The sequence below is a fragment of the Pleomorphomonas diazotrophica genome (assembly GCF_002844595.1).
In the GTDB taxonomy this organism is placed as follows: Bacteria; Pseudomonadota; Alphaproteobacteria; order Rhizobiales; family Pleomorphomonadaceae; genus Pleomorphomonas; species Pleomorphomonas diazotrophica.
In genome coordinates, this window is the sequence record NZ_PJNW01000002.1 from 196713 (window position 1) to 219403 (window position 22691).

Annotated in this window: 20 protein-coding genes; 10 read left to right on the plus strand and 10 right to left on the minus strand. The window is 64.7% G+C overall.

Going from position 1 to position 22691, the window contains the following annotated elements; translation table 11 throughout:
• Positions 1 to 72: 72 nt before the first annotated feature.
• On the minus strand, positions 73 to 486 hold the full coding sequence (gene flbT, locus CXZ10_RS01890; protein ID WP_101287260.1) for a flagellar biosynthesis repressor FlbT: 414 nt from the start codon (positions 484 to 486) through the stop codon (positions 73 to 75).
• A gap of 24 nt (positions 487 to 510) precedes the next feature.
• The gene (locus CXZ10_RS01895) at positions 511 to 1980 is read right to left on the minus strand and encodes a flagellin (protein ID WP_101287261.1); all 1470 of its coding nucleotides are present in this window, start codon (positions 1978 to 1980) and stop codon (positions 511 to 513) included.
• Positions 1981 to 2307: 327 nt separating this feature from the next.
• Here CXZ10_RS01895 and CXZ10_RS01900 point away from each other — a divergent pair, with 327 nt between their 5' ends.
• From CXZ10_RS01900 to flaF, 3 genes are all read left to right on the plus strand, one after another.
• Positions 2308 to 4137, plus strand: a complete 1830-nt coding sequence (locus CXZ10_RS01900; protein ID WP_101287262.1) for a flagellin N-terminal helical domain-containing protein — start codon at positions 2308 to 2310, stop codon at positions 4135 to 4137.
• 533 nt (positions 4138 to 4670) lie between these two features.
• On the plus strand, positions 4671 to 6467 hold the full coding sequence (locus CXZ10_RS01905) for a flagellin N-terminal helical domain-containing protein (RefSeq protein ID WP_101287263.1): 1797 nt from the start codon (positions 4671 to 4673) through the stop codon (positions 6465 to 6467).
• Between the two features lie 350 nt (positions 6468 to 6817).
• Complete coding sequence (gene flaF, locus CXZ10_RS01910; RefSeq protein ID WP_101287264.1) at positions 6818 to 7192, plus strand: flagellar biosynthesis regulator FlaF; 375 nt, start codon at positions 6818 to 6820, stop codon at positions 7190 to 7192.
• A 95-nt stretch (positions 7193 to 7287) separates the two neighbouring features.
• On the opposite strand, the gene CXZ10_RS01915 is transcribed toward flaF, so the two are convergent.
• The 4 genes from CXZ10_RS01915 to CXZ10_RS01930 form a co-directional block, all read right to left on the minus strand.
• Positions 7288 to 7665, minus strand: coding sequence for a hypothetical protein (locus CXZ10_RS01915; RefSeq protein WP_101287265.1), 378 nt, complete (start codon positions 7663 to 7665; stop codon positions 7288 to 7290).
• A gap of 329 nt (positions 7666 to 7994) precedes the next feature.
• Positions 7995 to 8474: a flagellar protein FlgN gene (locus tag CXZ10_RS01920; protein ID WP_101287266.1), complete on the minus strand. Its 480-nt coding sequence runs from the start codon at positions 8472 to 8474 to the stop codon at positions 7995 to 7997.
• On the minus strand, positions 8471 to 8791 hold the full coding sequence (locus CXZ10_RS01925) for a rod-binding protein (protein ID WP_101287267.1): 321 nt from the start codon (positions 8789 to 8791) through the stop codon (positions 8471 to 8473). The genes CXZ10_RS01920 and CXZ10_RS01925 overlap by 4 nt, the downstream gene beginning before the upstream one ends.
• The gene (locus CXZ10_RS01930; protein ID WP_180335828.1) at positions 8791 to 9903 is read right to left on the minus strand and encodes a flagellar basal body P-ring protein FlgI; all 1113 of its coding nucleotides are present in this window, start codon (positions 9901 to 9903) and stop codon (positions 8791 to 8793) included. Before CXZ10_RS01930 ends, CXZ10_RS01925 begins: the two co-directional genes overlap by 1 nt.
• Positions 9904 to 10138: 235 nt before the next feature.
• Here CXZ10_RS01930 and CXZ10_RS01935 point away from each other — a divergent pair, with 235 nt between their 5' ends.
• Together CXZ10_RS01935 and dksA are read left to right on the plus strand one after the other, a co-directional pair.
• Positions 10139 to 10561, plus strand: coding sequence for a flagellar assembly protein FliX (locus tag CXZ10_RS01935; protein WP_101287268.1), 423 nt, complete (start codon positions 10139 to 10141; stop codon positions 10559 to 10561).
• A gap of 163 nt (positions 10562 to 10724) precedes the next feature.
• A complete protein-coding gene (gene dksA / locus CXZ10_RS01940) occupies positions 10725 to 11141 on the plus strand; it encodes an RNA polymerase-binding protein DksA (protein ID WP_100078724.1) in 417 nt (138 codons plus the stop codon).
• Positions 11142 to 11426: 285 nt separating this feature from the next.
• On the opposite strand, the gene flgH is transcribed toward dksA, so the two are convergent.
• Genes flgH through flgF form a run of 4 tightly spaced genes read right to left on the minus strand, consistent with a single transcriptional unit; the run spans position 11427 to position 14732 of the window.
• Positions 11427 to 12170 (minus strand): flagellar basal body L-ring protein FlgH, encoded by a 744-nt coding sequence (gene flgH, locus CXZ10_RS01945; RefSeq protein ID WP_101287269.1) that lies wholly within the window; start codon positions 12168 to 12170, stop codon positions 11427 to 11429.
• 20 nt (positions 12171 to 12190) lie between these two features.
• The gene (gene flgA / locus CXZ10_RS01950; protein WP_101287270.1) at positions 12191 to 13180 is read right to left on the minus strand and encodes a flagellar basal body P-ring formation chaperone FlgA; all 990 of its coding nucleotides are present in this window, start codon (positions 13178 to 13180) and stop codon (positions 12191 to 12193) included.
• Positions 13181 to 13183: 3 nt separating this feature from the next.
• Positions 13184 to 13972 (minus strand): flagellar basal-body rod protein FlgG, encoded by a 789-nt coding sequence (gene flgG, locus CXZ10_RS01955; protein WP_101287271.1) that lies wholly within the window; start codon positions 13970 to 13972, stop codon positions 13184 to 13186.
• 16 nt (positions 13973 to 13988) lie between these two features.
• Entirely contained in the window at positions 13989 to 14732 is a 744-nt protein-coding gene (gene flgF / locus CXZ10_RS01960; protein WP_101287272.1) for a flagellar basal-body rod protein FlgF, read from the minus strand.
• A 345-nt stretch (positions 14733 to 15077) separates the two neighbouring features.
• On the opposite strand from flgF, the gene CXZ10_RS01965 reads away from it, so the two are divergent.
• From CXZ10_RS01965 to CXZ10_RS01985, 5 genes are all read left to right on the plus strand, one after another.
• Entirely contained in the window at positions 15078 to 15587 is a 510-nt protein-coding gene (locus CXZ10_RS01965) for a flagellar basal body-associated FliL family protein (RefSeq protein WP_101287273.1), read from the plus strand.
• Positions 15588 to 15598: 11 nt separating this feature from the next.
• Entirely contained in the window at positions 15599 to 16816 is a 1218-nt protein-coding gene (gene fliM, locus CXZ10_RS01970; protein ID WP_210199823.1) for a flagellar motor switch protein FliM, read from the plus strand.
• Positions 16813 to 17289: a DUF6468 domain-containing protein gene (locus CXZ10_RS01975; RefSeq protein WP_101287275.1), complete on the plus strand. Its 477-nt coding sequence runs from the start codon at positions 16813 to 16815 to the stop codon at positions 17287 to 17289. Before fliM ends, CXZ10_RS01975 begins: the two co-directional genes overlap by 4 nt.
• Positions 17286 to 18647, plus strand: coding sequence for a MotE family protein (locus CXZ10_RS01980; RefSeq protein WP_143741454.1), 1362 nt, complete (start codon positions 17286 to 17288; stop codon positions 18645 to 18647). Before CXZ10_RS01975 ends, CXZ10_RS01980 begins: the two co-directional genes overlap by 4 nt.
• Before the next feature lie 129 nt (positions 18648 to 18776).
• Positions 18777 to 22688, plus strand: coding sequence for a hypothetical protein (locus CXZ10_RS01985; protein ID WP_143741455.1), 3912 nt, complete (start codon positions 18777 to 18779; stop codon positions 22686 to 22688).
• The last annotated feature ends 3 nt before the right edge of the window (positions 22689 to 22691 follow it).

A 22691-nucleotide genomic window follows, 5' to 3' on the forward strand; every position in this document is an offset into this window, starting at 1 on the left:
ACCGGGCTGCGACCTGGTCGGCGGTTTGCATTTGCGGACGCCATCTCGGGGGAGTGAACTTGTCGCTCGGCCTTACTTCTCCTCGCCGGCCATCGCGCCGGGATTGAGGGCGGCGAAGATTTTCTTCTCGTGCTCGATCAGCGCGCGGGCTTCCTTCAGCGCCTTGTAGAGCTGGTCGGCGATGATGTGATTGCTGATCTTCGTCACGAAGGGAATGGTGCTCGGTGCCGCCTGCATGATGTCCTGGATGAGCGCGAAATAGTTGTCCTGGAACTTGGTGACCTCGCGCGACAGGTACATGAGCTGCACGGCGAGGTAGATCCGCTTCGCCGGCGTGTCGGCCGACTCGACGGTCAGGATGTCCTTTTCGCGCAGGATAGGGGCATTGCCCTCGATGTAGAGACGCGTGCGCTGGTCGTCGTTGGTGATCATCGACTCGCCGATGATGATGCGCTCGCCGGGCTTCAGTTCAACCTTTAGGGTCATCTCTTCGCAATCCTGTCAGGGGGGTCAGCTACTTCCGCCTCCCAGCAGGCGGAGAATGCCGTTGTCGGCCGTCTGGGTGATCGAGAAGGAACTGATGGCGAGCTGCTGCTGGGTGCTGAGCGCCAGCATGATCGCCGCTTCCTCGTCCTTGTCGGAGGCGCGCATCGATTCGGCCGTCGAACTCAACACGTCGGAAAAGCCGCCGACATATTCGGCGCGGCTTTTCAGCAGCGTCAAGCCGATGCCGATGTTGGTGGCGTGCTTCTCGGCGGCGTGGCGGGCGTCGGTGACCGTCTGCTGCGCGGCCTCGGCATCGGTGCGCTTCACCCAGGATGATGCGGTGCCGGTGGTCAGATCGGCGGAAATCGAGGACTTGTCGATGGCGAAAGCGACCGAGGCAGAGTCGACGGTCAGGACGCCGGCAGCGTCGAGCGAGGCGCTGAGGCCGGAGGCCGGAATGGTGAAGGCGTTGACGAGGTCGTCCACCGTGGTGGCGGGGCCGACCGTCAACGATCCGACGACGGTATTGCCCTGGCGGATGGAGATGACGTCGCCCTGCTTGTACTGGCCCGTCGCCGTCAACAGGTCGGTGCCGGTGGCCGGCGTTGCGCCGATCATCAGCGGGCTGGTCGACGCGGAGGGCGGCGCACCGGCGGACGATATCGTATCGGCGGCGCGGGTGATGTTGACGGTCATCTTGTCCGCCGCCTCGACGTTCAGGACACCGTCGCTGCCGAGCGTGGCGCGCAGGCCCTTGTCGGGCTGGGAGAGGGCGGTGACCAGATCGCCGGCGGTGGTGTCTGCGGTGATCTTCAACGTGCTGATGATGGTGCCGGACGCATCCTTGACGGCGATCTCGTCGCCAACCGCGTACTCCGGGGACTCCACGAGCTTGCTGGTGGACTTCAGCGGCTTGGCGGGCGCGCCGCCGTCGGTCAGCTTGGTCTCGTAGGTGGCGAGCTTGCCTTCGTCGAGCTTCTTGAGACCGAGCGTGTTGAGAAGATCGGTGAAGTCCACCGCCTCGATGGTGACGGACTCGTTCTGGTCGGACGACAGGTAGAGCGTCAGGTCGTTGCCGTCGCCGAGCAGCAGGTTCTTGCCGTTGTAGGACGAGTCCTTGGCGGTATCGACGATCTTGTCCAGGATGTCGTTGTATTCCTTGACGAGGTCGGCGCGCTCGAAGGCGTTCTTGCTGGCGGCGGCCCGCGATACCACGCCCTTCAGCGTGTTGATGCTGTCGCTGATCGAGGAGAGACCGTTGTCGGCGGCGTTGATGACGCCGAGCCCCTGATCGAGGCGCTCGAGATACTTGTCGAGCGCGGCGGCGTGCAGCGACAGGCTTTTCGCTGAAATATAGGTGCTGGGGTCGTCGAGCGCCGTCTGGACCTTGATGCCGGTCGTCAGGCGCTGGCTGGCAGCCGCCGATTCATTGCTCACCCAGTTCAGCGCCGAGACGGTGCTGCGCAGCGATTTCGTGAGGGAAATGTCGACCATGCGCGTGCCTCTGGTGGATGCCTTTCGGGGCGGCTCGTTGCATTTTGAGAATCATACCATCCAACTCGTTAAAAATAGCTGTTCGCCAGACGATGAAAAGACGGGAACAGTCCGAAAAATCGGCCTAATTTTCGATTTTCCGCCATTAACCTTTGGATCGGTCGCTGTGGCTCCGCATGTACGACCAAAGACGTACTTGGGCGGAATTCGGTGGCGAAGACGGCATTTGAACCAATGCATTAACGGGTCGGCAACACCTCGGCGCTAGGGTCGGCGCACTTCCTCAGAAAGGGGAAGACCAATCACCCAAGGAATGGGATACAAGAAATGTCTGAGATCAACCTGACCAAGGCCGTCCGTCAGAACCTGCTCACGCTGCAGGGCACCGCCTCGATGATGGCGAAGACGCAGAACAAGCTGGCCACCGGCAACAAGGTCAACTCTGCCCTCGACAATCCCTCGAACTACTTCACCGCCGCGTCGCTGAACTCTCGTGCCAGCGATCTCGGCAACCTGATGGATTCGATGGCGAGCGGCATCAAGACGATCGAAGCCGCCGACAACGGCCTCTCCTCGATCACCAAGACCCTCGAGTCGATGCAGTCGACGCTGCGTCAGGCCCGCCAGGACAAGTCCTTCGAGACCGCGTCGTTCAGCCTCGACCCGGCCAACGTCGCACTCGGTTCTTCGCCGCAGCTCAAGTTCGTTGGCGGTGCGTTCGGTACGACGACGCCGGCTGTCGATCTGACCACGACTGGCTCCGGCCAGGCTGTGACCGGCAATGTTGCCTACGCGGCGCCGGTTGCTGCGACCAAGGCTTCGGCCAGCGGTAACGTCAATCTGTTGACGAATGCCGGCGGTGTCACCGGCGGCTCGCTCAGCATCACCTACGCTGGTAAGACCGTTACGTCGACCATCGGCGCTTTCGCTGCGGCGGCCGACGCGAGGAGCGTGGCCACAACCATTCAGCAAGCGATCGACGGCAGCGATCTCGCCGGCAAGCTGACTGCCACGATCGACGGTTCCAACCAGCTGAAGATCGAAGCCACCGACACCCAGAACAGCGATATCACGTTCGGCGGTACGGCTGGCTTGGCTGCTGAACTGGTGGGTGCCGGTGCGTCGGGTGCGGCATCGGATGCCGTGGCAGCTGCAGGCGTGAACCACAAGGGCCATTCGGGCAAGACCGAGTTCTCCGTCAATGGTACGGCGATTTCGCTTGACACCACGACTGGCTCGAACCTCACGACGGCTGTCGACAACATCAACAAGACGCTTGCGGCATCCGGATCCAAGTTCAAGGCCGTTGCAAGCGCCGGTAAGCTTGCGATCCAGGCGGCAACCACTGATGCCGGCAGCCTGCAGATCACAGGTAATGACGCCGACATCTTCTCCGCGACTGCCGATGTCACCAGCGTTGCCGGTGCTGCGACCAGCGGCCTCAACCTGCTGAAGACCGTCGACACGCTTGTGTCGGAGATCAATAGCGGATCGGGAACGACCGGTCTGGTGAAGGCTTCCAACGACAACGGTAAGCTGCGTGTGCAGAACCTGTCGACGCAGGATCTGCAAATCCAGGGTACCAACTCGTCGGGTAAGATCACCGGCAGCAACAGCAACAGCTCGACCGTGGACGGCAACTCCGTTCGTTCGGGCCTCGCTGACCAGTTCAACGAACTTCGCGACCAGCTCGACAAGCTGGCTGACGACGCCTCGTTCAACGGTATCAACCTGCTGCGTGGCGACAAGCTGACGATCACCTTCAACGAGACCGGCACCTCGTCGATCGATATCCTGGCCAAGGACGGCAAGTCCGTCGACTCCACCACCCTCGGCGTGCCCACCACGCTGACGGCCAAGGACCTTGACTCGGATAGCGATATCGACGTCACGCTGGGCAAGGTGAAGACGGCCCTCAATACGGTCCGTTCGCAGTCTTCGGCCTTCGGCTCGAACCTGTCGGTCGTCGAAAACCGCCAGAACTTCTCGAAGAGCATGATCAACACCCTGCAGACGGGCGCCGGCAACCTGACGCTCGCCGACATGAACGAGGAAGCGGCCAACATGGTTGCGCTGCAGACCCGCCAGTCCCTGGCGACCTCCTCGCTCTCCATGGCCAACTCGGCCGACCAGAACGTGCTTCAGCTTCTCCGCTGACGCCAAGTCTGGCCGAATCAAACGACAGATGTGGGGGCGGGCCAGAAGGCCCGCCCCTTCTTTTTGCGCTCTTTCATTTTGCACCCGCCGGTTTGGGGCGAGCGGCGCTCCTTTCCATGTTCTTAACGAACTGTTTCGATCTCCTTGCTGGGCAATGGCGAGGCTTTGCCCGCTATGCTGGGCCGGCGTTTGTCGCGTCTATGTGAAATAAGTAATTAAATCAATATTTTGCATCGTATCGATGCGGTGTGGCTGACGCTTGTCCATCGGATTGGGCGAGCCGGTGCGCGCGATAGAAGCCGTTCCGGCCATTGTGGATCGGATGCCTTGGTTTGCTCCGGTTAACAAGGGTTTATCCGAATTAATTCCGCTTCGTTGCAAAACGCCACTGAGAAACTTTTTGTTAACCATGTCGGGTGTTAACTCGCATCCGAAAGGCACCGCCGCGTCCGCCGTTCTTGATGGTCGACGGTCAGGTCCGGTTCGTTTTCGGGTGAAAGAAACCCGTCAGCCCAAGGAAGTGGGATGCAGAAATGAGCGAGATCAATCTGACCAAGGCAGTTCGCCAGAACCTTCTGTCTCTGCAGAACACCGCCTCGATGATGGCGACGACACAGAATCGTCTGGCAACCGGCAACAAGGTCAATACGGCCCTCGACAACCCAACCAATTTCTTCACAGCATCCTCGCTTAACTCGCGAGCCGGCGAACTCGACGCCCTGCTCGACTCGATGAACAACGGCGTGAAGACGCTGGAAGCGGCGGACAACGGCCTGACTTCGATCACCAAGACGCTGGAATCGATGCAGTCGACACTACGTCAGGCTCGCCAGGACAAGACATTCGAGACGGCGTCCTACACGCTCTCCCCGGCCAATGTGTCGCTGACCTCTGGTGCGGCGAAGCTGACCCTGGTCGGTGGCGCCTTCGGAACGTCCACCCCGAGCATCGATCTGACGACGACTGCTTCCGGCCAGAAAGTGGTCTCGAACGCCGCCTACGCGGCACCGGCGGCGACGGCCGCCAAGGCCACGCTGAACAGCGCCGAAGACCTCACCGCCGCTCGTGCCACTCCGATCACCGGCAACGGCGTCTCCACCATCACCTACGAAGGCAAGTCGGTTTCGGTCACGCTTTCCGACTACGCGGCGGGTGTCGATGCGACCGGTGTCGTGACGACGATCAACCAGGCGATCGCCGGCAGTGATCTTAACGGCAAGCTGGAAGCCAAGCTGGTCGGCGGTACCCTGCAACTGCAGGCCAAGGACACCTTCAACAGCAACATCACCACCACCGGCAACATCTCGAACTTCCTGACTGGTGGCCCGGCGGACGTAAACGGCGCTTCTGGCAAGTATGAGTTCTCGGTCAATGGCGTGCCGATCACGCTCGACGCCACCACCGGCTCGGACGTGACGACGGCCGTTGAGAATGTCAACAGCCAGCTCGCGGCGGCCGGATCGAAGTTCAAGGCGATCATCGGGCCCGGCTCGACGCTGCAGATCCAGGGCGCCACAACCAACGCAGGCGCGCTGCAGATCACCGGCGCTGACGCAGACATCTTCTCCGGCACTGCCGACGTCACCAGTGTCGCCGGTACGACGGACGCGGCTCTGGTCGTGATGAAGACGATCGACACGCTGGTCGCCGAGATCAACAACAACGCCACGACCAAGGGCATCATCAAGGCCTCCAACGACGACGGCAAGCTGCGCATCCAGAACCTGTCGACCCAGGATCTTACCGTCCAGGGCACCGACAGCTCGGGCAAGGCGACGGGCGATGCCAGCGATAGCTCGGTGGTCGACGGCAACTCGGTCCGCTCGGGCCTCGCCGACCAGTTCAACGTGCTGCGCGACCAGCTCGACAAGATGGCCGACGATGCCTCGTTCAACGGCGTCAACCTGCTGCGTGGCGACAAGCTGAAGATCACCTTCAACGAGACCGGTACGTCGTCGATCGACATTCAGGTGAAGGACGGCAAATCCGTCGACTCGACCGAGCTCGGCCTGCCGACCACCATGGTCGCCAAGGATCTCGATACCGACAACGGCATCGATGCCCTTCTTGACGATGTGAAGGCCGCCATCACCCAGGTTCGCGCGCAGGCGTCGACCTTCGGCTCCAACCTGTCGGTCGTCGAAAACCGCCAGGACTTCACCAAGAAGATGATGAACACCCTGCAGGGCGGCGCCAGCAACCTGACGCTCGCCGACATGAACGAGGAGGCGGCCAACATGGTTGCGCTGCAGACCCGCCAGTCGCTGGCGACCTCCTCGCTCTCCATGGCCAACCAGGCCGATCAGAACGTGCTTCAGCTTCTCCGCTGACGCCGACTCCGGAGAGGGCAAGAACGAAATGCAAGGGCGGGCCGAAAGGCCCGCCTTTTTCGTTCGCTGGTTGCGACAACTCTTCCGTTATTTGCAGAACGAAGCATATTTGGGGATCGTTAACTTCGTTTGATTGCAAAGGTCTTTGGCGAAACTTGTTGTTAACCGTGATGGGTGTCTAATCAGGGTGATGGGAGGAGTCGGCTTGGGCCGGTTTCCGAACACCGGAACGCGACGAGCGATACCGCCCTCATGAAAACCAACAGGTTTCCTGACGGGATGGAACGATAATAGGCCCGAAGGCGACAGGTAAGGCCACGGGTACGAGAACACTGGGGAGTGTTTGTTCGATGAACGGTTATGGAGCGTCGGCGTACCAGCGGGTCCAGACGACATTGGGACCGCGCGATCTGGAAGCGCACCTGCTGCTCAAGGCAGCGGCGCAGTTGCAGTCGTTCAAGGACAACTGGTCTTACGACGAGAGTGCCGTCGCAGAGGCCCTGATGCTCAACCGCAAGCTCTGGACCATCCTCGGCACGTCGGCGACCGACGAGACCAACCCCTTGCCGGCGGCGATCAAGGAGAACATCGGCAATCTCACCGTGTTCGTCCTGAAGCGCACGCTGGAGATCATGGACGATCCGTCGCCCGAGAAGCTTTCGGCGCTGATCTCCATCAATCGCTCGCTGGCTCAGGGGCTGCGTGGACAGGCCGACGAGGAATAGGCGAGGGGGGAGGTACCCCAGAACAGCAAAGGCGCCCAGAAGGCGCCTTTTGTCGTTTGTGGGCTCATCGGTCCGGGCGCGGTCGCACGGGGAGCTCAGGCGAAGGTGCTCGCCGCCGACGTCGTCGGGCTGTGCGCCGCCTCGGTCCATGCATTGATCATCGCCCTGAGGCGCAGACGGCTCTCATCGGGAATCTGGTCGACAACGTCGCCCGTCACCTTGTCGATCTGGCGATAGACGATGATGTCGGCTTCCTCGTCTCGGGTGACCGTGGACTTGAGGTTCTGCGAGTAGACGGAGGATTGGCTGGCGTTGCCGCGCGTGTCATTGCCGGCGTAGGCCGTATCGCCGGACCTGACGATTGCCGATCCGACGGGCAGGTCGGTGCTCGCCGCCTGTTCCGCCGCCGCCGGCGCTCTCGGCACCGGCGCGTTCATGCCGGTTATCACCGGTCTCACGCTGCCGATATCCATGACCAATATCCTTTTCCGCGAATCCCATGGGGTTCGCCTGAAAAGGACGTTAGCATTGAAAAATGAAAGCGGCGTTTAGGAAACTGGTAAAGTTTTATCGATCCGGCGTTTTCCGCAGGTTACTGAATGGTCGAATTGTCTGGGAGAGTACGGGCTGTCGCTCCTCCGGCCGCTTCAGATAAGGGCTCAAGTCTTAACAAAGCGCCAACGGATGGGGCCGCCGACCATGGAAAGATTGACAATCCGCGACAACACGTAGGTCGCATCCGTTCGGCGGGCTGCGCCGGTCATGCGGTGACGCTGATGTCAGCGAAACGGGACGAAGCGGGTCAAAGGCTACGGTTGACGGCGACGCCCCGGGCGCTCATGGCGTAGGCCGCCTGGGCATGGCCGCTGCGGCCGTAGACGGCGGGCGTTTCGGCCTGGCCGACCTCGGTCGCCACGGTGCGCAGAATGTCCTCGGCGACGTCGCGGGCCGTGTCGAGCACGGCGAGGTTGATCTGCACTTCCGAGCGGAACAGCTCGTGGCGCTTGAGAAGGGCGGCCGTGGCGTCGGGCACGTAGCCCTTCAGCGTTTCGATCTCGTCGCGGGCGGCGAGCATCAGCCGGGTGTAGAGGGCGGCCTTCTCCTCCTTGTCCATGGCGAGTTCGCCGGCCTGCCTGAGCTTGCCGGCCTTGACCAGCGCCGTCTCCTCGCGGAGCAGCACGAGGAGGTCTTCCATGGCGTTGCCGAGCTTCTCGACCAGCTTGCCGGCGATTTCCGGGCTCGTGACGAGCCTCGGACGGTTCTCTTGCAGTGCTACGCTCATTCGGCGCGCCCTTCCTGTATCTTGATCAGTTGCGCGGCGATGCCGTCGGCGATGCCGATGCCGCCCTTCTTGACGAAATCCATGGCGTATTGATCCAGCAGCATGTCGCGCCAGGTTTCGTTGGACGTATTCGAGGTGCCGGTCAGCGGGTCGACCGACACGTCCTTGAACATGGCCTTGAAGGCGTCGGCGACATAGATCGACTCGAAGTCGGCGGCGACCTCGTGGGCCTTCCTGGCCACGGCGTTCCTGTCCATGCCGGCATAGGCCTTCGAGGCGAAGGCGGAGGCGACCGAGGAGAGACCGTTGGTTTCCATCACATCACCTCCACGTCGGCCTGCAGCGCGCCGGCCGCCTTGATTGCCTGGAGTATGGAGATGAGGTCACGCGGGCCGAGGCCGAGCGCGTTGAGCCCGTCGACCAGTTCCTGCAGCGTCACGCCGGAGCGGACAACGGCGAGCTGGTGCTCCTTGCCGTCGGCGACCTGGATCTGGGTCCGTGGCGTCACAGTGGTTTCGCCGTCCGACAGCGGCGCCGGCTGCGACACCTGCGGGTCCTCGGTGATCATCACCGTGAGGTTGCCCTGGGCGACGGCCACCGTCGACACGCGCACTTCCTGGCCCATGACGATGATGCCGGTGGCCTCGTCGACGACAACCTTGGCCGGCAGGTCCGGCTCGACGATCAGTTGCTCGACGTCGGTCAGGAGGTCGACGATGTTGCCCCGGAACTTGGGCGGCATCGACAAGCGAACGGTGGAGGGGTCGGTCGGCTCGGCCACCGGCGAGCCGTAGAGGTCGTTGATGGCGAGGGCGATACGACGCGAGGTGGTGAAGTCAGGATTGCGCAGCGACAGGCGTACGGCGCCGAGCTGCGCGAGATTGAACTGCAACTCGCGCTCGATGACGGCGCCGTTGCTGATGCGCCCCTGGGTCGGCACGCCGCGGGAAATCTTGGCGCCTTCGCCCTGGATGTCGAAGCCACCGACGGCGATGGCGCCTTGGGCGATGGCGTAGACTTCGCCGTCAGCGCCCATCAGCGGCGTTACCAGGAGTTGGCCGCCCTGAAGGTTCTTGGCGTCGCCGAGCGCGCTGACCGACACGTCGATGGCGGTGCCCTGGGCGGCAAAGGCCGGCAGCTTGGCAGTGACCATGACGGCGGCCGTATTGGCGGTGCGCATGGTGGAATCGCGCACGTTGACGCCGAGCCGCTCCAGCATCGCCTGCAGGCTCTGCTTGGTGAAAGGCGAGTTGTTGAGGCTGTCGCCTGTGCCTTGAAGGCCGACGACCAGGCCGTAGCCGATGAGCTGGTTCTCGCGAACACCCTCGACGTCGACGATATCCTTGATGCGCGAGGCGGCAACCGCCGCTTCGGCGCCCATCAGGATGAGCATGAAGGCGCCCAGTGCGCCGAGAATCCTAATCCGCATTGTCATCATCCCCGTGTTTCCCGACACGGCTTCCCAACGAACGGTTCGCAATCGGCGTGCCAAGCTATGGGGAAATGGGGATTCTATGTAAGTATTTGAAATATAATATATTCTCTAGGGGTTTGTGAGATCGGACCGGCGCCAGTGTTTTTGGGGCGGCATTTCTTGCCGGGCCGGCGGGGAAGCGGTAACCTTGGCGGGTCGAAACTGCCGGGTCAGCTTCAGGGAACGAGCGATGCGCATTCAGGGTCCGAACCGCCTCGGTGGCGTCTCCACGGGGTCGCCGACCAAGCGAACCGATGGGTCGGGATTCGCGCTGCCGTCCGAGGGCGAGGGCGGCGCGCCGAAAGCCGCCACCGCCACGGCGACCCACGCGCTCGCCGGCCTCGATGCGCTGATCGCCCTGCAGGCGGTCGATGCCGATGCGCCGCGCAAGAAACGCAAGGCCGTCAAAAGAGGGCGCGACCTTCTGGATCGGCTCGACGAGATCCGCATCGGCCTCCTGTCCGGACAGTTGTCGGGCGAGGCGATTGCCCGCATCCTGAACCTTCTGGACGAAGCGGAGCCAACCGGCGATCCGCGTCTCGACGGCCTGATGGAGGACATCGCGCTGAGGGCGGAAGTGGAACTTGCCAAGCTCGGCTACTTCAGAAATTGAGCAGCCCGCCCCTGGGTGATGACACGAAGTTAAGCTTAAATGATTGATATGTATGGCTAATCGCCTGCCCTACAAGGTTTGGTGATTTTCTTGCATTTGCCGTTGTCGGGCGGGGGTCAGATAGCTATATTCCGCCCGCCTTTGTGGTGTATGAGGACCGTCGATGTCGATTGAGCTTGCCGATGACTACCGGCCGTCCGACGACGAGCCGTTCATGAACGACCGCCAGCGCGAGTACTTCAGGCGCAAACTGCTTCAGTGGAAGGAGGACATCCTGCGCGAAAGCAAGGAGACCCTCCAGAACCTTCAGAACGAAAACACCAACCTGCCCGACATCGCCGATCGCGCGTCGTCGGAGACCGACCGGTCGATCGAGCTTCGGGCGCGCGACCGCCAGCGCAAGCTGATCTCCAAGATCGAGGCAGCCATCAAGCGGATCGAGGATGGTTCCTATGGCTATTGCGAGGAGACCGGCGAGCCGATCTCGCTGAAGCGCCTCGACGCCCGTCCGATCGCCACGCTGTCGATTGAGGCGCAGGAGCGGCACGAGCGGCGCGAGAAGGTCTATCGCGACGAGTGATGCTGCCGTCTTGAGCGGAACTGACGAAGGGGCGTCCTAAGGGCGCCCCTTTTTCGTTGGTCTTGGTCGCTGGTTCCCGGCAGTTCGGATGTCTCCCTGGGCGCGACCTCCGTGATGACTTGGGAAGGGAGGTCGCGCCGCTCGGGGAAAGCCGGCCCGGACTTGGGGAAGGGGCCGGCGGGATCGCGTCGGGCCATTTGGGGAGCGGCCTTCGGCGATACGGCTCGCTTGGGATGCTTGGGGAGCGCGAGCCGATCTCTTGGGGGCTTGGAGCCGTGGCTTCCGTCAGAAGGGCAGCAGGATATCCAGCACCTGCTGGCCGGTGCGCGGCTGCTGCACGTCGGAGATCTGGCCGCGGCCGCCGTAGGAAATGCGGGCCTCGGCGATCTTCGTGCTCTCGATGGTATTGTCGGCGGCGATGTCTTCGGGGCGGACGACGCCGGCCACCACCAGTTCGCGGATCTCGTAATTGACGCGCACCTCCTGGCGGCCCTCGATGACGAGATTGCCGTTGGGCAGGAGCTGGGTCACGACGGCGGCGACGTTGGTCGACAGCTTTTCCGAGCGGTCGATCGAGCCGGTCCCCTTGTAGGACGAGGCGCCCTCGGTCGAGGCGAGATTGCTGGCCGCCATGCCGGCCGGCAGGGCGATGGTGTCGATGGCCGTGCCGAGCGCGCCGCCGACACCAGTCGAGTCGCTGGAGTCGCGCGAGCGTTCCGACGAGTTGTCGAAGGCGGCCTTGTCGGAGATCGACACCTTGACGGTGAGGATATCGCCGACATTGCGGGCGCGCTGGTCCTTGAAGAAGGTGCGCGAACCGGACTGCCACAACGAGTTGGGGCTGTAGGCCACCGGCTCGATGACGGGCATCGGCATCTGCACCGGCTTGTAGCCGGGCTGGGCGGTGGGGTTCTCGATGGCCGTCAGCTTGGGCGTCTGACCGACCTGCGACAGGCGGTCCATGGTGCTGCCGCAGGCGGAAAGGCCGATGCCGAGGAGGGCGATGGCGAGGGTGGTGGAGAAACGCATCGGATGATCCTCGGTTCTTCTCAGTTCATTGCCGTCTTGACGACGGTCGGGCTCGACGCCGTGACGGCAACGGTGCCGGCGCCGGTGACGATGCCCTGAATGGTGCGCTTGGACTGCTCGTTGAGCACGGAGACGATGTCTCCCTTGGCACCGTCACCGAGCGCGCGTCCGCGGGCGGAGAGCGTCAGGCCGGGGCGCGAGTACTGCAAGGTGATGAGGTCGCCGCGCAGGACGACGCGGGGCGGCTCGACGTCAGCAGTGGCGATCAACTCGCCGGCCCGGAGCGGGCGCTTGGCGGCCATGTCGACGAGTTCGTCTGTGTCGATCGCCGCCGTTCCCGGCACGCGCCGCTTGTCGATGCGGACGATGGTCACGTCGGACGCGTGGATGACGGCGCGGCGGTCGATCGGTCGGTTCAGCACCGGCACGGCCATGGTCTCGACGGCCCGGCCGGAGAGCGCAATCGGGCGGCTGCTGCCCCCGACATCGATGGCGATGATGGCGTTGAACCGGCCCGATGCCGACTGCAGGACGAAGTCGGAGAGAACGGCCGGAGCTACGGCGGTCGCCGCGGCGGCAACCGGGGCGACGGTTCCGTCGATGGTCACCTCGACGTTTTCGGTCGCGGCGCCCAGGCGGGTGGCGGCGGCTTCGGCGACCAGCATCCTGAGGGCTTCGGCGTCGACCATGACGGCGCGGCGGACGACGGTCACGCTGGCGAAGGTCGGCAAGCGATCGACGGCGAGGCCGGCGGCGACGGCGGCCTTGACGGCGTCGGCGGCGGGCAGGGCGCCGGTGACGCCGAGGTCGGGCGCCCGGAACACGGCGCGGTCAGTAAGATCGCCGGCTCCGTCGAACAGGTCGCCGAGCGTGACGATGGCGCCGTCGATCTCGATGCGCGGCCGAAGGTCGGCCGCCGACGCCGGGTGGGTGGCGATGAAGCCGGCTGCGAGCGTGGCGAGCGCGGCGGCGAGAACGATCCGGAGGAGGAGGGCGTGCATCGTGGCCATGCCTTACTTGCCGAGGTTGGACGTCGTCTGCGACATCTCGTCTGCGGCCGTGATGATGCGAGAGTTCATCTCATAGGCGCGCTGGGCCGAGATGAGCGACGACAGTTCGCTCACCGACTCGACGTTGGAGGATTCGAGGTAGGACTGCAGCAGCGTGCCGTAGCCGGCATCGCCCGGATTGCCAGTCTGGGCGGCGCCGCTCGACGCCGTCTCGAGAAACAGGTTGTCGCCCATGGGCTCTAGACCGTTCTTGTTGACGAAGCGGGCGAGCTCGATCTGGCCGAGTACCGTCGCGGTCGTGTCGTTGCCGATCTTGGCCTGTACCTGGCCGGTGTTGGAAATGCTGAGGTCGCTGGCGTTCTGCGGCACGGTAATGGCCGGATTGACGGTGTAGCCGTCGGCGGTGACCAGCGTGCCGGTGGAATCGAGCTCGAAGGAGCCGTCGCGGGTGTAGGCGGTCCGGCCATCGGGCAGGGTGATCTGGAAGAAGCCCTCGCCACGGATGGCGATGTCCTTGTCATTGCCGGTGGACTCGGGGTCGCCCTGCGTCATGTTGCGCGGCGTTGCGACGACACGTACGCCCGAACCGAGCTGCACGCCGGCCGGCACCTGGGTGCCGGCGTCGGACGTGGTGGCGCCCTGCCGGCGCAGCGTCTGGTAGAGCAGATCCTGGAAGTTGGCGCGCTGGCTCTTGTAGCCGGTGGTGCGCATGTTGGCGATGTTGTTGGAGATAACGTTGACGTTGGTCTCCTGGGCCTTCATGCCGGTGGCGGCGATGGTCAGGGCTTTCATGTTCTATCGCTCCGGATCAGGCGTTGACGGAGCCGAGGCGCTCGATCGCCCTGGCGCTGAGGTCGTTCTGCTGCTTGACCATGTTGGAGATGCGCTCGTAGGCGCGCTGGACGCCCAGCATGGCGGTGAGTTCCTGAACGCCCGAGACGTTGGACTTCTCGAGGGCGCCCTGGCGGACGCGGACAAAGGCAGGGGGCGTGGGTGCGGCGCTGGCCGAATAAAGGTTGTCGCCGTCCTTGGAGAGCACGCTCGTGTCGGTGAAGGCGGCGATGCGGAGCCTGCCCTTCAGGCCGGCACTGGAGGAGATGGTGCCGTCGCGGGCGATGGCAATGTTGGTCTCTTCGTTGCCGAAGACGATCTCGCCGCCGTCGCCGAGCACGGGCTTGCCGTCGGCGGTCACCAGACGGCCGGTGTTGTCGATGGCAAAATCGCCGGCGCGGGTATAGCGCTCGCCGGCCGGCGTTCCCACGACGAAGAAGCTGTCCTCGGCTTCGATCGCCACGTCGAGCTCGTTGCCGGTCATCTCGACCGAGCCGGCCGAGAAGTCATGAACCGTGGCCAGCTCGCGGACGAAGCGGTTGTCGCGGTCGCGGCGAGGAAAAAGCGTTGCCGACGCCTTCGGCATCGTCGTCTCCTCGAAGTCGAGCGAAACGCGCTTGAAGCCGGCGGTGTCCATGTTGGCTACGTTGTTGGCGATGACGTCCAGCTTGCGCCTCAGCGCAACCTGACCCGACAGCGCCACCAGAGTTGCATTCTGCATGGCAAATCGTTCCCAAGTCCCAGTCGGACGGCGTCACGCTCCCCAGCGTCGCCGCCCGAGACATTCATCGCAGGGAACGTGCCAACTTGGTATGTAAGGTATTTCAATTGGTTATCGGCTCTTTGTCGGCGAAGACCCATGGCGTTTCTTGCCGACCGGCAAGCCGAGGGCGGCAACTTTTGCCGGGCCGTTAACCAATTATCAACCAATCGTTAACTATCCTGACCATCAATGAATGGGCTGTGGGCGCCGGCAAAGAATCGTTGTCGCTGACTTGGGGCCGACCCATAGCTTTGTGGTGGAGGCGCTTGGCTTCCCCCGATTCCGGAACAGGCGCCAGAGGCCATGGCCAAGACCCCGAAAACAGACGGCGAGCAGGAAGGCGGCGAGGCCGGCGGCGGCGGCTCGAAGAAGAAGCTGATCATCATCGGCGGCGCTGCCGCGGCGGTGGTACTGGTCGGTGGCGGCGCGGCCTTCTTTCTGATGGGCGGCACGCCGGCGACGCCGGCGGTGACCGATGTCGCGGCGGTCGAGGCGGCCTCTCAACCGCACGCCTATTACTATGACCTGCCGATGATGATCCTCAACCTGTCGACGGCCGACGAACGGCCGACTTTCGTCAAGATGGAGATCGCGCTCGAGGTCAGTGACGACAAGATGCTGGAGGTGATCAAGCCCAACCTGCCGCGCGTGCTCGACGCCTTCCAGACCTACATGCGCGAGCTCAGGGCTTCCGACCTGCAGGGCTCGGCCGGCCTGTTCCGCCTGAAGGAAGAGCTGCAGCGGCGCGTCAACATCGCGGTCTATCCGGCCCGTGTCGACGACGTGCTCTTCAAGAACGTCATCGTGCAATAAGGATGTCGAGCATGGCTGACGACGACGATCTCTCGGCGGACTGGGGCGCGGCACTGGCCGAGCAGCGGGCCGACAGCGGCGACGACATGGACGACCTGGCCGCCGAATGGGGCGCCGCGCTTGAGGAGCAGGGCGTCGAGAATGCCGACGCGGTGGCCGCCCAGTGGGCGGCGATGATCGACGACAACGACGCCGAGCTCGACGCATCGAGCCGCGGCGCCGACCGCGTGCTGAACCAGGAGGAAATCGACAACCTCCTCGGCTTCAACGTCGAGGACCACGTGTCCAGCGACCAGAGCGGCATCCGTTCGCTGGTCAACTCGGCGCTGGTTTCCTACGAACGTCTGCCGATGCTGGAAATCGTCTTCGACCGCTTCGTGCGGGAGACGACGACCACGCTCCGGAACTTCACCTCCGACAATGTCGAAGTGTCGCTCGACGGCATCTCCTCGGTGCGCTTCGGCGACTATCTCAACTCCATTCCGCTGCCGGCCATCCTCGCCGTGGTCAAGGCCGAGCAGTGGGACAACTATGGCCTGATGACGGTCGACTCGTCGCTCATCTATTCGATCATCGACGTTCTGCTGGGCGGCGGACGGGGTACGACGGCAATCCGCGTCGAGGGCCGGCCCTATACGACCATCGAGATGAACCTCGTGCGGCGGATGATCGACCTTTTGCTCGCCGACTGCGAGAAGGCCTTCGCCCCGCTCACCCAGATCAACTTCACCCTTGAGCGCCTCGAAACCAACCCGCGCTTCGCGCCGATCTCCCGGCCGGCCAACGCCTGTATCCTGATCCAGTTCCGCGTCGACATGGAAGACCGCGGCGGCCTCGTCGAGATGCTGCTGCCGTACGCCACCATCGAGCCCATCCGCAACCTTCTGTTGCAGATGATCATGGGCGAGAAGTTCGGCCGCGACAACATCTGGGAAGGCCACCTCGCCACCGAGATCTACAATGCCGGCATCGAGGTCGACGCCGTGCTGGTGGAGGAAGAGCTGCCGCTGTCCATGGTGATGGATCTCGAAGTCGGGCAGACGTTGCTGTTCGGCGTGTCGCCGGAGGATCCGGTGGCGATCAAGTGCGGCGACGTCCACATCACCTCCGGCAATATCGGCCGGCTTGGCGACAAGGTATCGGTGAAGATCAACAGGAACCTGAAGCGGCCGCGCATGACGCTGGCCGCCTTCGAGCGCGCGGTCCAGAAGGAGATGCAGAACACATGATTTCCGGCCTCAATCTCGGCGTGGCGATTGAGATCGTCGTTGCCATTCTCCTCGCGCTCACCATCGTCTATTGCGCCATTCTCAATCGCCGTCTGACGCGTCTCAGGGCCGATGAAGAGGTGCTGCGTGCCACCATCTCCGAGCTGATCACCGCCACCGAGATCGCCGAGCGGGCGATCCTGGGTCTCAAGGCGACGGCCTCCGAATGCGAGCGGGCGCTGGGCGGCCGCATGCTGGCCGCCGAGACGCTGCTCGGCGACCTCGATCAGCGGCTGACCGCGGGCAACGAGATCGTGAAACGCATCGGCGCCATCGTCGGCGCGGCCCGTAGCGGCGCAGTCGCGCCGATTGCCGAGGTCGAGGCTGAGCCGGTGGCACGCGAGAGCACGGCGCGCAATCTCAAGGCGGCGGCCGAGGCGGCGGCGGAACGTCTGTCGGCGCTTCGGCGCGGCAAGCGGGAGGCCGCTGCGTGAAACGAATCCGCCTGCTTCCATTGGTGCTGATTGCGATCACGGCGCTGCTTGCCGTGAAAGTGCTCGGCTTCGTGATGGGGGTGGAGCCGCTTGCCGTGGGGCCGCGTTCGGCAGTTGCCTCGGGTGCCGAGCCGGCGGCGGAACACGGCGAAGCGGCAGCCGAGACGGGGGGCGGGGCCGACACGTCGACCGTCGACCGTCTGACGGCGCCGATCAACCTGGCCGATGAATACAAGAAGCTGAAGGCCGAGCAGGAAAAAGGCGGCGGACATGGGGCGGCGCCGGCCGGGGGGCATGGCGAGGCGACCGCGCCGGCCGACGGCGCCGGGCACGAGGCTGCGCCTGCTGCCGAACCTGGGCACGACGCGCCGGCCGCCGAGACGCCCGCCGACGCCGGGCATGAGGCTGCGCCCGCCGCCGAGACCGGGCACGATGCGCCGGCTGCCGAGACGCCTGCCGATGCCGGGCATGAGGCAGCGCCCGCTGCCGAGACCGGGCACGACGCGCCGGCGGCGGAGAAGCCCGCCGACGCCGGGCACGAAGAAGCGCCGGCCAGCGATGCCGGTCATGGTGCGCCGGCGGCGGCCGAGAAACCCGCCGATGCTGGCCACGGCGCGCCTGCTGGGGGCGAGCATGGCGCCAAGACGCCTGCCGACCTCTATACCGAGCGCCCCAAGGAGTATTCGCCGCCAATTGGCTCGTCGGAACGGGCGATCCTCGAAGGCCTCGCCGTGCGCCGGGATGCGCTCGACAAGCGCGAGCATGATCTCGATCTGCGTGCCAAGCTGCTTGAGGCAACGGAAAAGCGGCTCAACGAACGGCTCAACCAACTCCAGTCCATCGAATCCCAGCTCGGCGGCGCCGGCGCCGCGCCTCTGGCGGCAGGGGAAGCAACTCCCCCGCCGGCTTCGGCGCCTGCAGCAGGCGGCGCAGCCCCCTCGCCGACCGCCGGAGCTGCACCGGCGGCCAGCGCAGCGACGCCCGGAGGGGCTCCTGCACCCGGCGCAGCGGCGCAGCCGGCCGTTGACGAGCGGCTCGCGGCGCTTGTTTCGCTTTACGAGGGCATGAAGCCAAAGGCCGCCGCCGCCGTGTTCGACAAGCTCGATACCGGCACGTTGCTCGAACTGGCCGGCCACATGAGCCCGCGCAAGCTGTCCCCCATCATCGCGGCCATGGACCCGGAAAAGGCCAGTCGCATCACCAGTCTGATGGTTGGCGCCCAGCAGGCGCAGAAGCGCGTGGTCGTCCAGGTGGAACAGGTCGCGCCGCAGGTCGGCCCGACATCCGCCGAGGGCGCGGTGGCGCCGGAAGACGCCTCGCAATTGCCGCAGATCATGCCGGCGCCAGCGGCGCCGTGACAGGCGGCGGACGCTACGGTATTTCCCTGAAAACCCGACCGTTTTCCAAACGGAAGTAACGTCAAATTAAGCGCATGCCGCCTAGGCTATTCGATGCGCCGGTGTGTCCGGCGTCATCGGGGTGTGTTCATGCGTTTGACCCGGTTGGTGCGTGAGGTTTTGTTGCGTGTTCGGTCGTCGGTTCGCCTTGTGGCCGTCGCCGCGACGCTATGCCTTGTCACGATCGGAGCGGCGAACGTCGTCAGGGCGCAGGACGCCGCCGAGCCGGTGACCGTCGACTTCCGGTCAGGCCCCGATTTCGGCCGCATGGTCCTCACCTTTCCCAATCTCAATCTTCTGCCCACGCACAAGGTGACGTCGGACAGCGGCGTGCTGGTCATCCAGTTCGATCAGCCCGTCAACCTTGATGCCGAGGCGGCGGTAACCCGGCTTGCCGACTATGTGCTGATCGTGCGCACCGATCCCGACGGTTTCGGCGTGCGTATGGCGCTGGCCCGCTCGGTCAAGGTCAACGTGATGGAGGCCGGGCCGCAACTCTTCGTCGACTTCCTGCCGGGCACATGGAAGGGCGAACCGCCGCGCCTGCCCGACGAGGTCGTAACGGCCCTTGCCAAGAAGGCCGACGAGATGGCCAAGGCGGCCGCGGCTGCGCAGCGGCTCATCGCCGAGACCGAGAAGCCGATCCGGATCGACGTGTCGGCCGCGCGGGCGCCGACCTTCAGTCGCCTGAACTTCAAGTGGAACGTGCCGTTCGACGTCGACTTCCGCCGCACCGATCTCGGCGTCGACCTGCGTTTCAACCGGGTGTCGATGCCGGATCTGACGGCCATCCGTTCCGATCCTCCGCCCTTCGTCAACGACATCACCGCCGAGCAGGGCGATGAAGGACTGGTCGTTCACATACTGACCGACAGCGTTGCCGATGTCCGCGCCTACAAGGACGACGACAGCTATGTCGTTGACGTGCGCGGCCCGGACAACCCGGCCGCCATGACGCCGCTTGATCGTGCGTTGCAGGCGGCCGTCGCGCCGCTGCCGGCCGTTCCCGCCGGTGCGACGCAAGCGGTCAGCGCCGGCGGCGGCGATGCTTCAGGTCATGCCGTGCCGAAAGCCGACCATGGCGCGCCGACGACGTCGCACGAAGCCACCGGACCGGCTGCCGGCGATGCGCCGCATGCCGCGCCCGCTGCTGCCGATCACGTTGCGGCCGCGCCGGATCAAGCCACGCCGTCAGCTTCGCATGAGGTCGCGGCACTGGCCGCCGGTGAGGCACCGCATGCCGCGCCGGCCACTCCCGATCACGCTGCGCCTGCGCCGGATCAAGCCGTGCCAGCCGCCTCCCATGAGGTCGCAGCGGCCACCCATGCCGAAGCGACGCCCCCTAGCGAAACACCTCCGACGGCGAGTGAGGTCGCCGCCGCAACGCCGCCAACGGACTCCCCATCCGAGCACACGGCCCAAGCCTCGCCGGCGCGGCCGGTGATCGTTTCGTCTGCCGACAAGCCGCGTGCCGACATTGCCGAGCTGCCGGAGAACGCCGTGGCGCGAGCGCTGGTCGACGGCGTCATCCGCGTCGAGTCCGAGCGCGTCGGTCAGGCCGTTCACATCACCTTCCCCTACAAGAAGGAGGTCGGCGCGGCGCTGTTCATGCGCGACAGCACGCTCTGGATGGTGTTCGACGACACGGCGCCCATCGATGCCGCCACGTTGCAGGATGCCTTTGTGGGCTTTGCCCGCAGCATCGAGCCGACGACGATCGACGGTGCCCAGCTCATCCGCATTGAGATGACCGACCGCTTCGTCTCGACCATGAGCCCGGACGGGCCCAAGTGGATCGTGACGATCGGCGAACTGGTCACCGATCCGACCCGGCCGCTGTCGATCGGCCGGCAAGTTCATCCCGATGGCTCCAAGTCGCTCGACATTCCGTTCGGTCCTGTTTCTCGCATTCACAAGCTGACCGATCCCCACAGCGAGGACGCCGTCATCGTCGTGACCGGCAAGGGGCAGGCGCGCGGTTTCGTCAAGCCTCATGCCTTCGCCGAACTGGACGCGCTGGCCTCGATCCACGGCCTCGCCCTGTTGCCGAAGGTTGACGATCTCACGGTGACGTCCGACGGCATCCTGGTCTCGATCGGCCGGCCCGGAGGGCTGGCCGTGTCGACGCTGGCCGAGGAGAAGAAGGCCACCCTCTTCGATCTGCCGGCCGCGCTCGGTTCCTCGGTCGCCCGCAAGGCGGCCGTCATCGATTTTGGCGACGCCCGCAATGTCGATGCGGCCAGCTACTGGCAAACCCGCCACAAGTTGATGACCGATGTCGCCCAGGCGCGCGACCTGCCCGAGCGCGTCGATCGCTGGTACAAGGCGGCGACCTTCGCGCTGGCCCAGGGCCTCGGCCCCGAGACCACCGGCATACTCGACCTCGTCGGCAAGCTTGCGCCGGAGGAAACCGTCTCCAACCGCATGGCCGCGTTGAGGGCGGGCGGGGAGTATTTCACCTATCGCCCCGACCGGACGCTGAAGCTCCTGGAACGGCGCGAGCTGGAAGACAGCCCGGACGCGGCGGTCTGGAAGGCGATGGCGCTCAGCGATCTCGGCCGGCACGCCGACTCCGTACCAGAGTTCGCCAAGGGCGATGCAGTGATCGGCAGCTTCCCGCCGGTCATCCAACGGCGCTATGCGCTGAGCCATATCGCATCGGCCATTGATCTCAAGGACTACACGACGGCGCGCGACCTCCTGGCACGGCTCGATCCGAGCAGCGTCAGCGCCAGCGAGCGCGCCCGGCTCGATCTGCTGAACGCCCTTGCGCGCGATGCGGCCGGTCATGCTCTCGACGCCGTGACGCTCCTGTCCAACATCGTGCGCGAGAACAAGGGACCGATCGCCGCCGAGGCTACCTATCGTCTGGTCCAGCTCCAGCGGCGCGAAGGCCTCATCACGCTCGATCAGGCGATCGATCGGCTGGAGCAACTGGCCGTCACCTGGCGCGGCGACGAGATGGAGCTCAAGACACTGCGTCTGCTGGGGCAGTACTCGATCGAGCGCGGCAACTATCGTCGTGCCTTCGAGGTGATGCGCGTTGCCGAGCAGGTCAATCCCGACTCGATCACCTCGCGGCAGATGACCGAGGAGATGCAGGCCGCCTTCTCGCAGGTGTTCCTCGACAAGAGGAACTCCGATCTCAGCCCGGTACAGGCGCTGTCGCTCTACTATGACTATCGCGAACTGACTCCGAGCGGACGCCGGGGCGACGCCATGGTCCGCAAGCTGGCCGACCGCCTCGTCGAGGTCGACTTGCTGCCGCAGGCGGCGTCCTTGCTTGAGTATCAGGTGAAAAACCGTCTTCGCGGCGCGGCGCGCGCCCAGGTGGCGGCTGATCTGGCGCTGGTCTATCTCTTGGATGATCGGCCGGACAAGGCGCTGTTCACGCTGTCGACCACGCGCCAGGCGTCACTGCCGGTGGCGATCGAGCGGCAGCGACGCACCGTCGAAGCCAAGGCGATGGCCGAGTCCGGCAACCCCGACGGCGCGCTCGAGGTGCTGATGCCGCTCGATGGCGTGGAGATCGGGCGCCTCAAGGCCGACATCATGTGGTCGGCCGATCGCTATGCCGAGGCGGGAGCGGCCTATGAGCGGACGCTCGGCGCCCGCTGGACCGATGCCATGCCACTCAGCGACAGCGAGCAACTGGCCGTGCTGAAGGCAGGTATCGCCTATACTCTGTCCGGCGATCGCATGAGCGTCGACCGGCTTCGCTCCAAGTATACGGAGAAGATGGCTCCGACCGCCAACGGCTCGGCCTTCGACGCCGTGACCGGCCCGATCGTGGCGAGTGGCAGCGATTTCCAGAGCATCGTCAAGTCGATCGCTGACGCCGACACCATGAAGAGCTTCCTCGCCGATTATCGGAAGCGCTATCTCGACGTCGAAACCGGCGACAAGCCCGATATGGTCGCGCCTCCCGAGGGGGGCGCCGCGCCGACGCAGCCCGAGTCCAACGCGTCGGTGGATGCGGGCGGCGCAACCAGCGCCGGCTGAAAG

Excerpts from the sequence above, each read along its gene's own strand:
- flbT (WP_101287260.1), bottom strand. The coding sequence starts at position 486 with ATGACCCTAAAGGTTGAACTGAAGCCCGGCGAGCGCATCATCATCGGC.
- CXZ10_RS01895 (WP_101287261.1), bottom strand. The coding sequence starts at position 1,980 with ATGGTCGACATTTCCCTCACGAAATCGCTGCGCAGCACCGTCTCGGCG.
- CXZ10_RS01900 (WP_101287262.1), top strand. The coding sequence starts at position 2,308 with ATGTCTGAGATCAACCTGACCAAGGCCGTCCGTCAGAACCTGCTCACG.
- CXZ10_RS01905 (WP_101287263.1), top strand. The coding sequence starts at position 4,671 with ATGAGCGAGATCAATCTGACCAAGGCAGTTCGCCAGAACCTTCTGTCT.
- flaF (WP_101287264.1), top strand. The coding sequence starts at position 6,818 with ATGAACGGTTATGGAGCGTCGGCGTACCAGCGGGTCCAGACGACATTG.
- CXZ10_RS01915 (WP_101287265.1), bottom strand. The coding sequence starts at position 7,665 with ATGGATATCGGCAGCGTGAGACCGGTGATAACCGGCATGAACGCGCCG.
- CXZ10_RS01920 (WP_101287266.1), bottom strand. The coding sequence starts at position 8,474 with ATGAGCGTAGCACTGCAAGAGAACCGTCCGAGGCTCGTCACGAGCCCG.
- CXZ10_RS01925 (WP_101287267.1), bottom strand. The coding sequence starts at position 8,791 with ATGGAAACCAACGGTCTCTCCTCGGTCGCCTCCGCCTTCGCCTCGAAG.
- CXZ10_RS01930 (WP_180335828.1), bottom strand. The coding sequence starts at position 9,903 with ATGCGGATTAGGATTCTCGGCGCACTGGGCGCCTTCATGCTCATCCTG.
- CXZ10_RS01935 (WP_101287268.1), top strand. The coding sequence starts at position 10,139 with ATGCGCATTCAGGGTCCGAACCGCCTCGGTGGCGTCTCCACGGGGTCG.
- dksA (WP_100078724.1), top strand. The coding sequence starts at position 10,725 with ATGTCGATTGAGCTTGCCGATGACTACCGGCCGTCCGACGACGAGCCG.
- flgH (WP_101287269.1), bottom strand. The coding sequence starts at position 12,170 with ATGCGTTTCTCCACCACCCTCGCCATCGCCCTCCTCGGCATCGGCCTT.
- flgA (WP_101287270.1), bottom strand. The coding sequence starts at position 13,180 with ATGGCCACGATGCACGCCCTCCTCCTCCGGATCGTTCTCGCCGCCGCG.
- flgG (WP_101287271.1), bottom strand. The coding sequence starts at position 13,972 with ATGAAAGCCCTGACCATCGCCGCCACCGGCATGAAGGCCCAGGAGACC.
- flgF (WP_101287272.1), bottom strand. The coding sequence starts at position 14,732 with ATGCAGAATGCAACTCTGGTGGCGCTGTCGGGTCAGGTTGCGCTGAGG.
- CXZ10_RS01965 (WP_101287273.1), top strand. The coding sequence starts at position 15,078 with ATGGCCAAGACCCCGAAAACAGACGGCGAGCAGGAAGGCGGCGAGGCC.
- fliM (WP_210199823.1), top strand. The coding sequence starts at position 15,599 with ATGGCTGACGACGACGATCTCTCGGCGGACTGGGGCGCGGCACTGGCC.
- CXZ10_RS01975 (WP_101287275.1), top strand. The coding sequence starts at position 16,813 with ATGATTTCCGGCCTCAATCTCGGCGTGGCGATTGAGATCGTCGTTGCC.
- CXZ10_RS01985 (WP_143741455.1), top strand. The coding sequence starts at position 18,777 with ATGCGTTTGACCCGGTTGGTGCGTGAGGTTTTGTTGCGTGTTCGGTCG.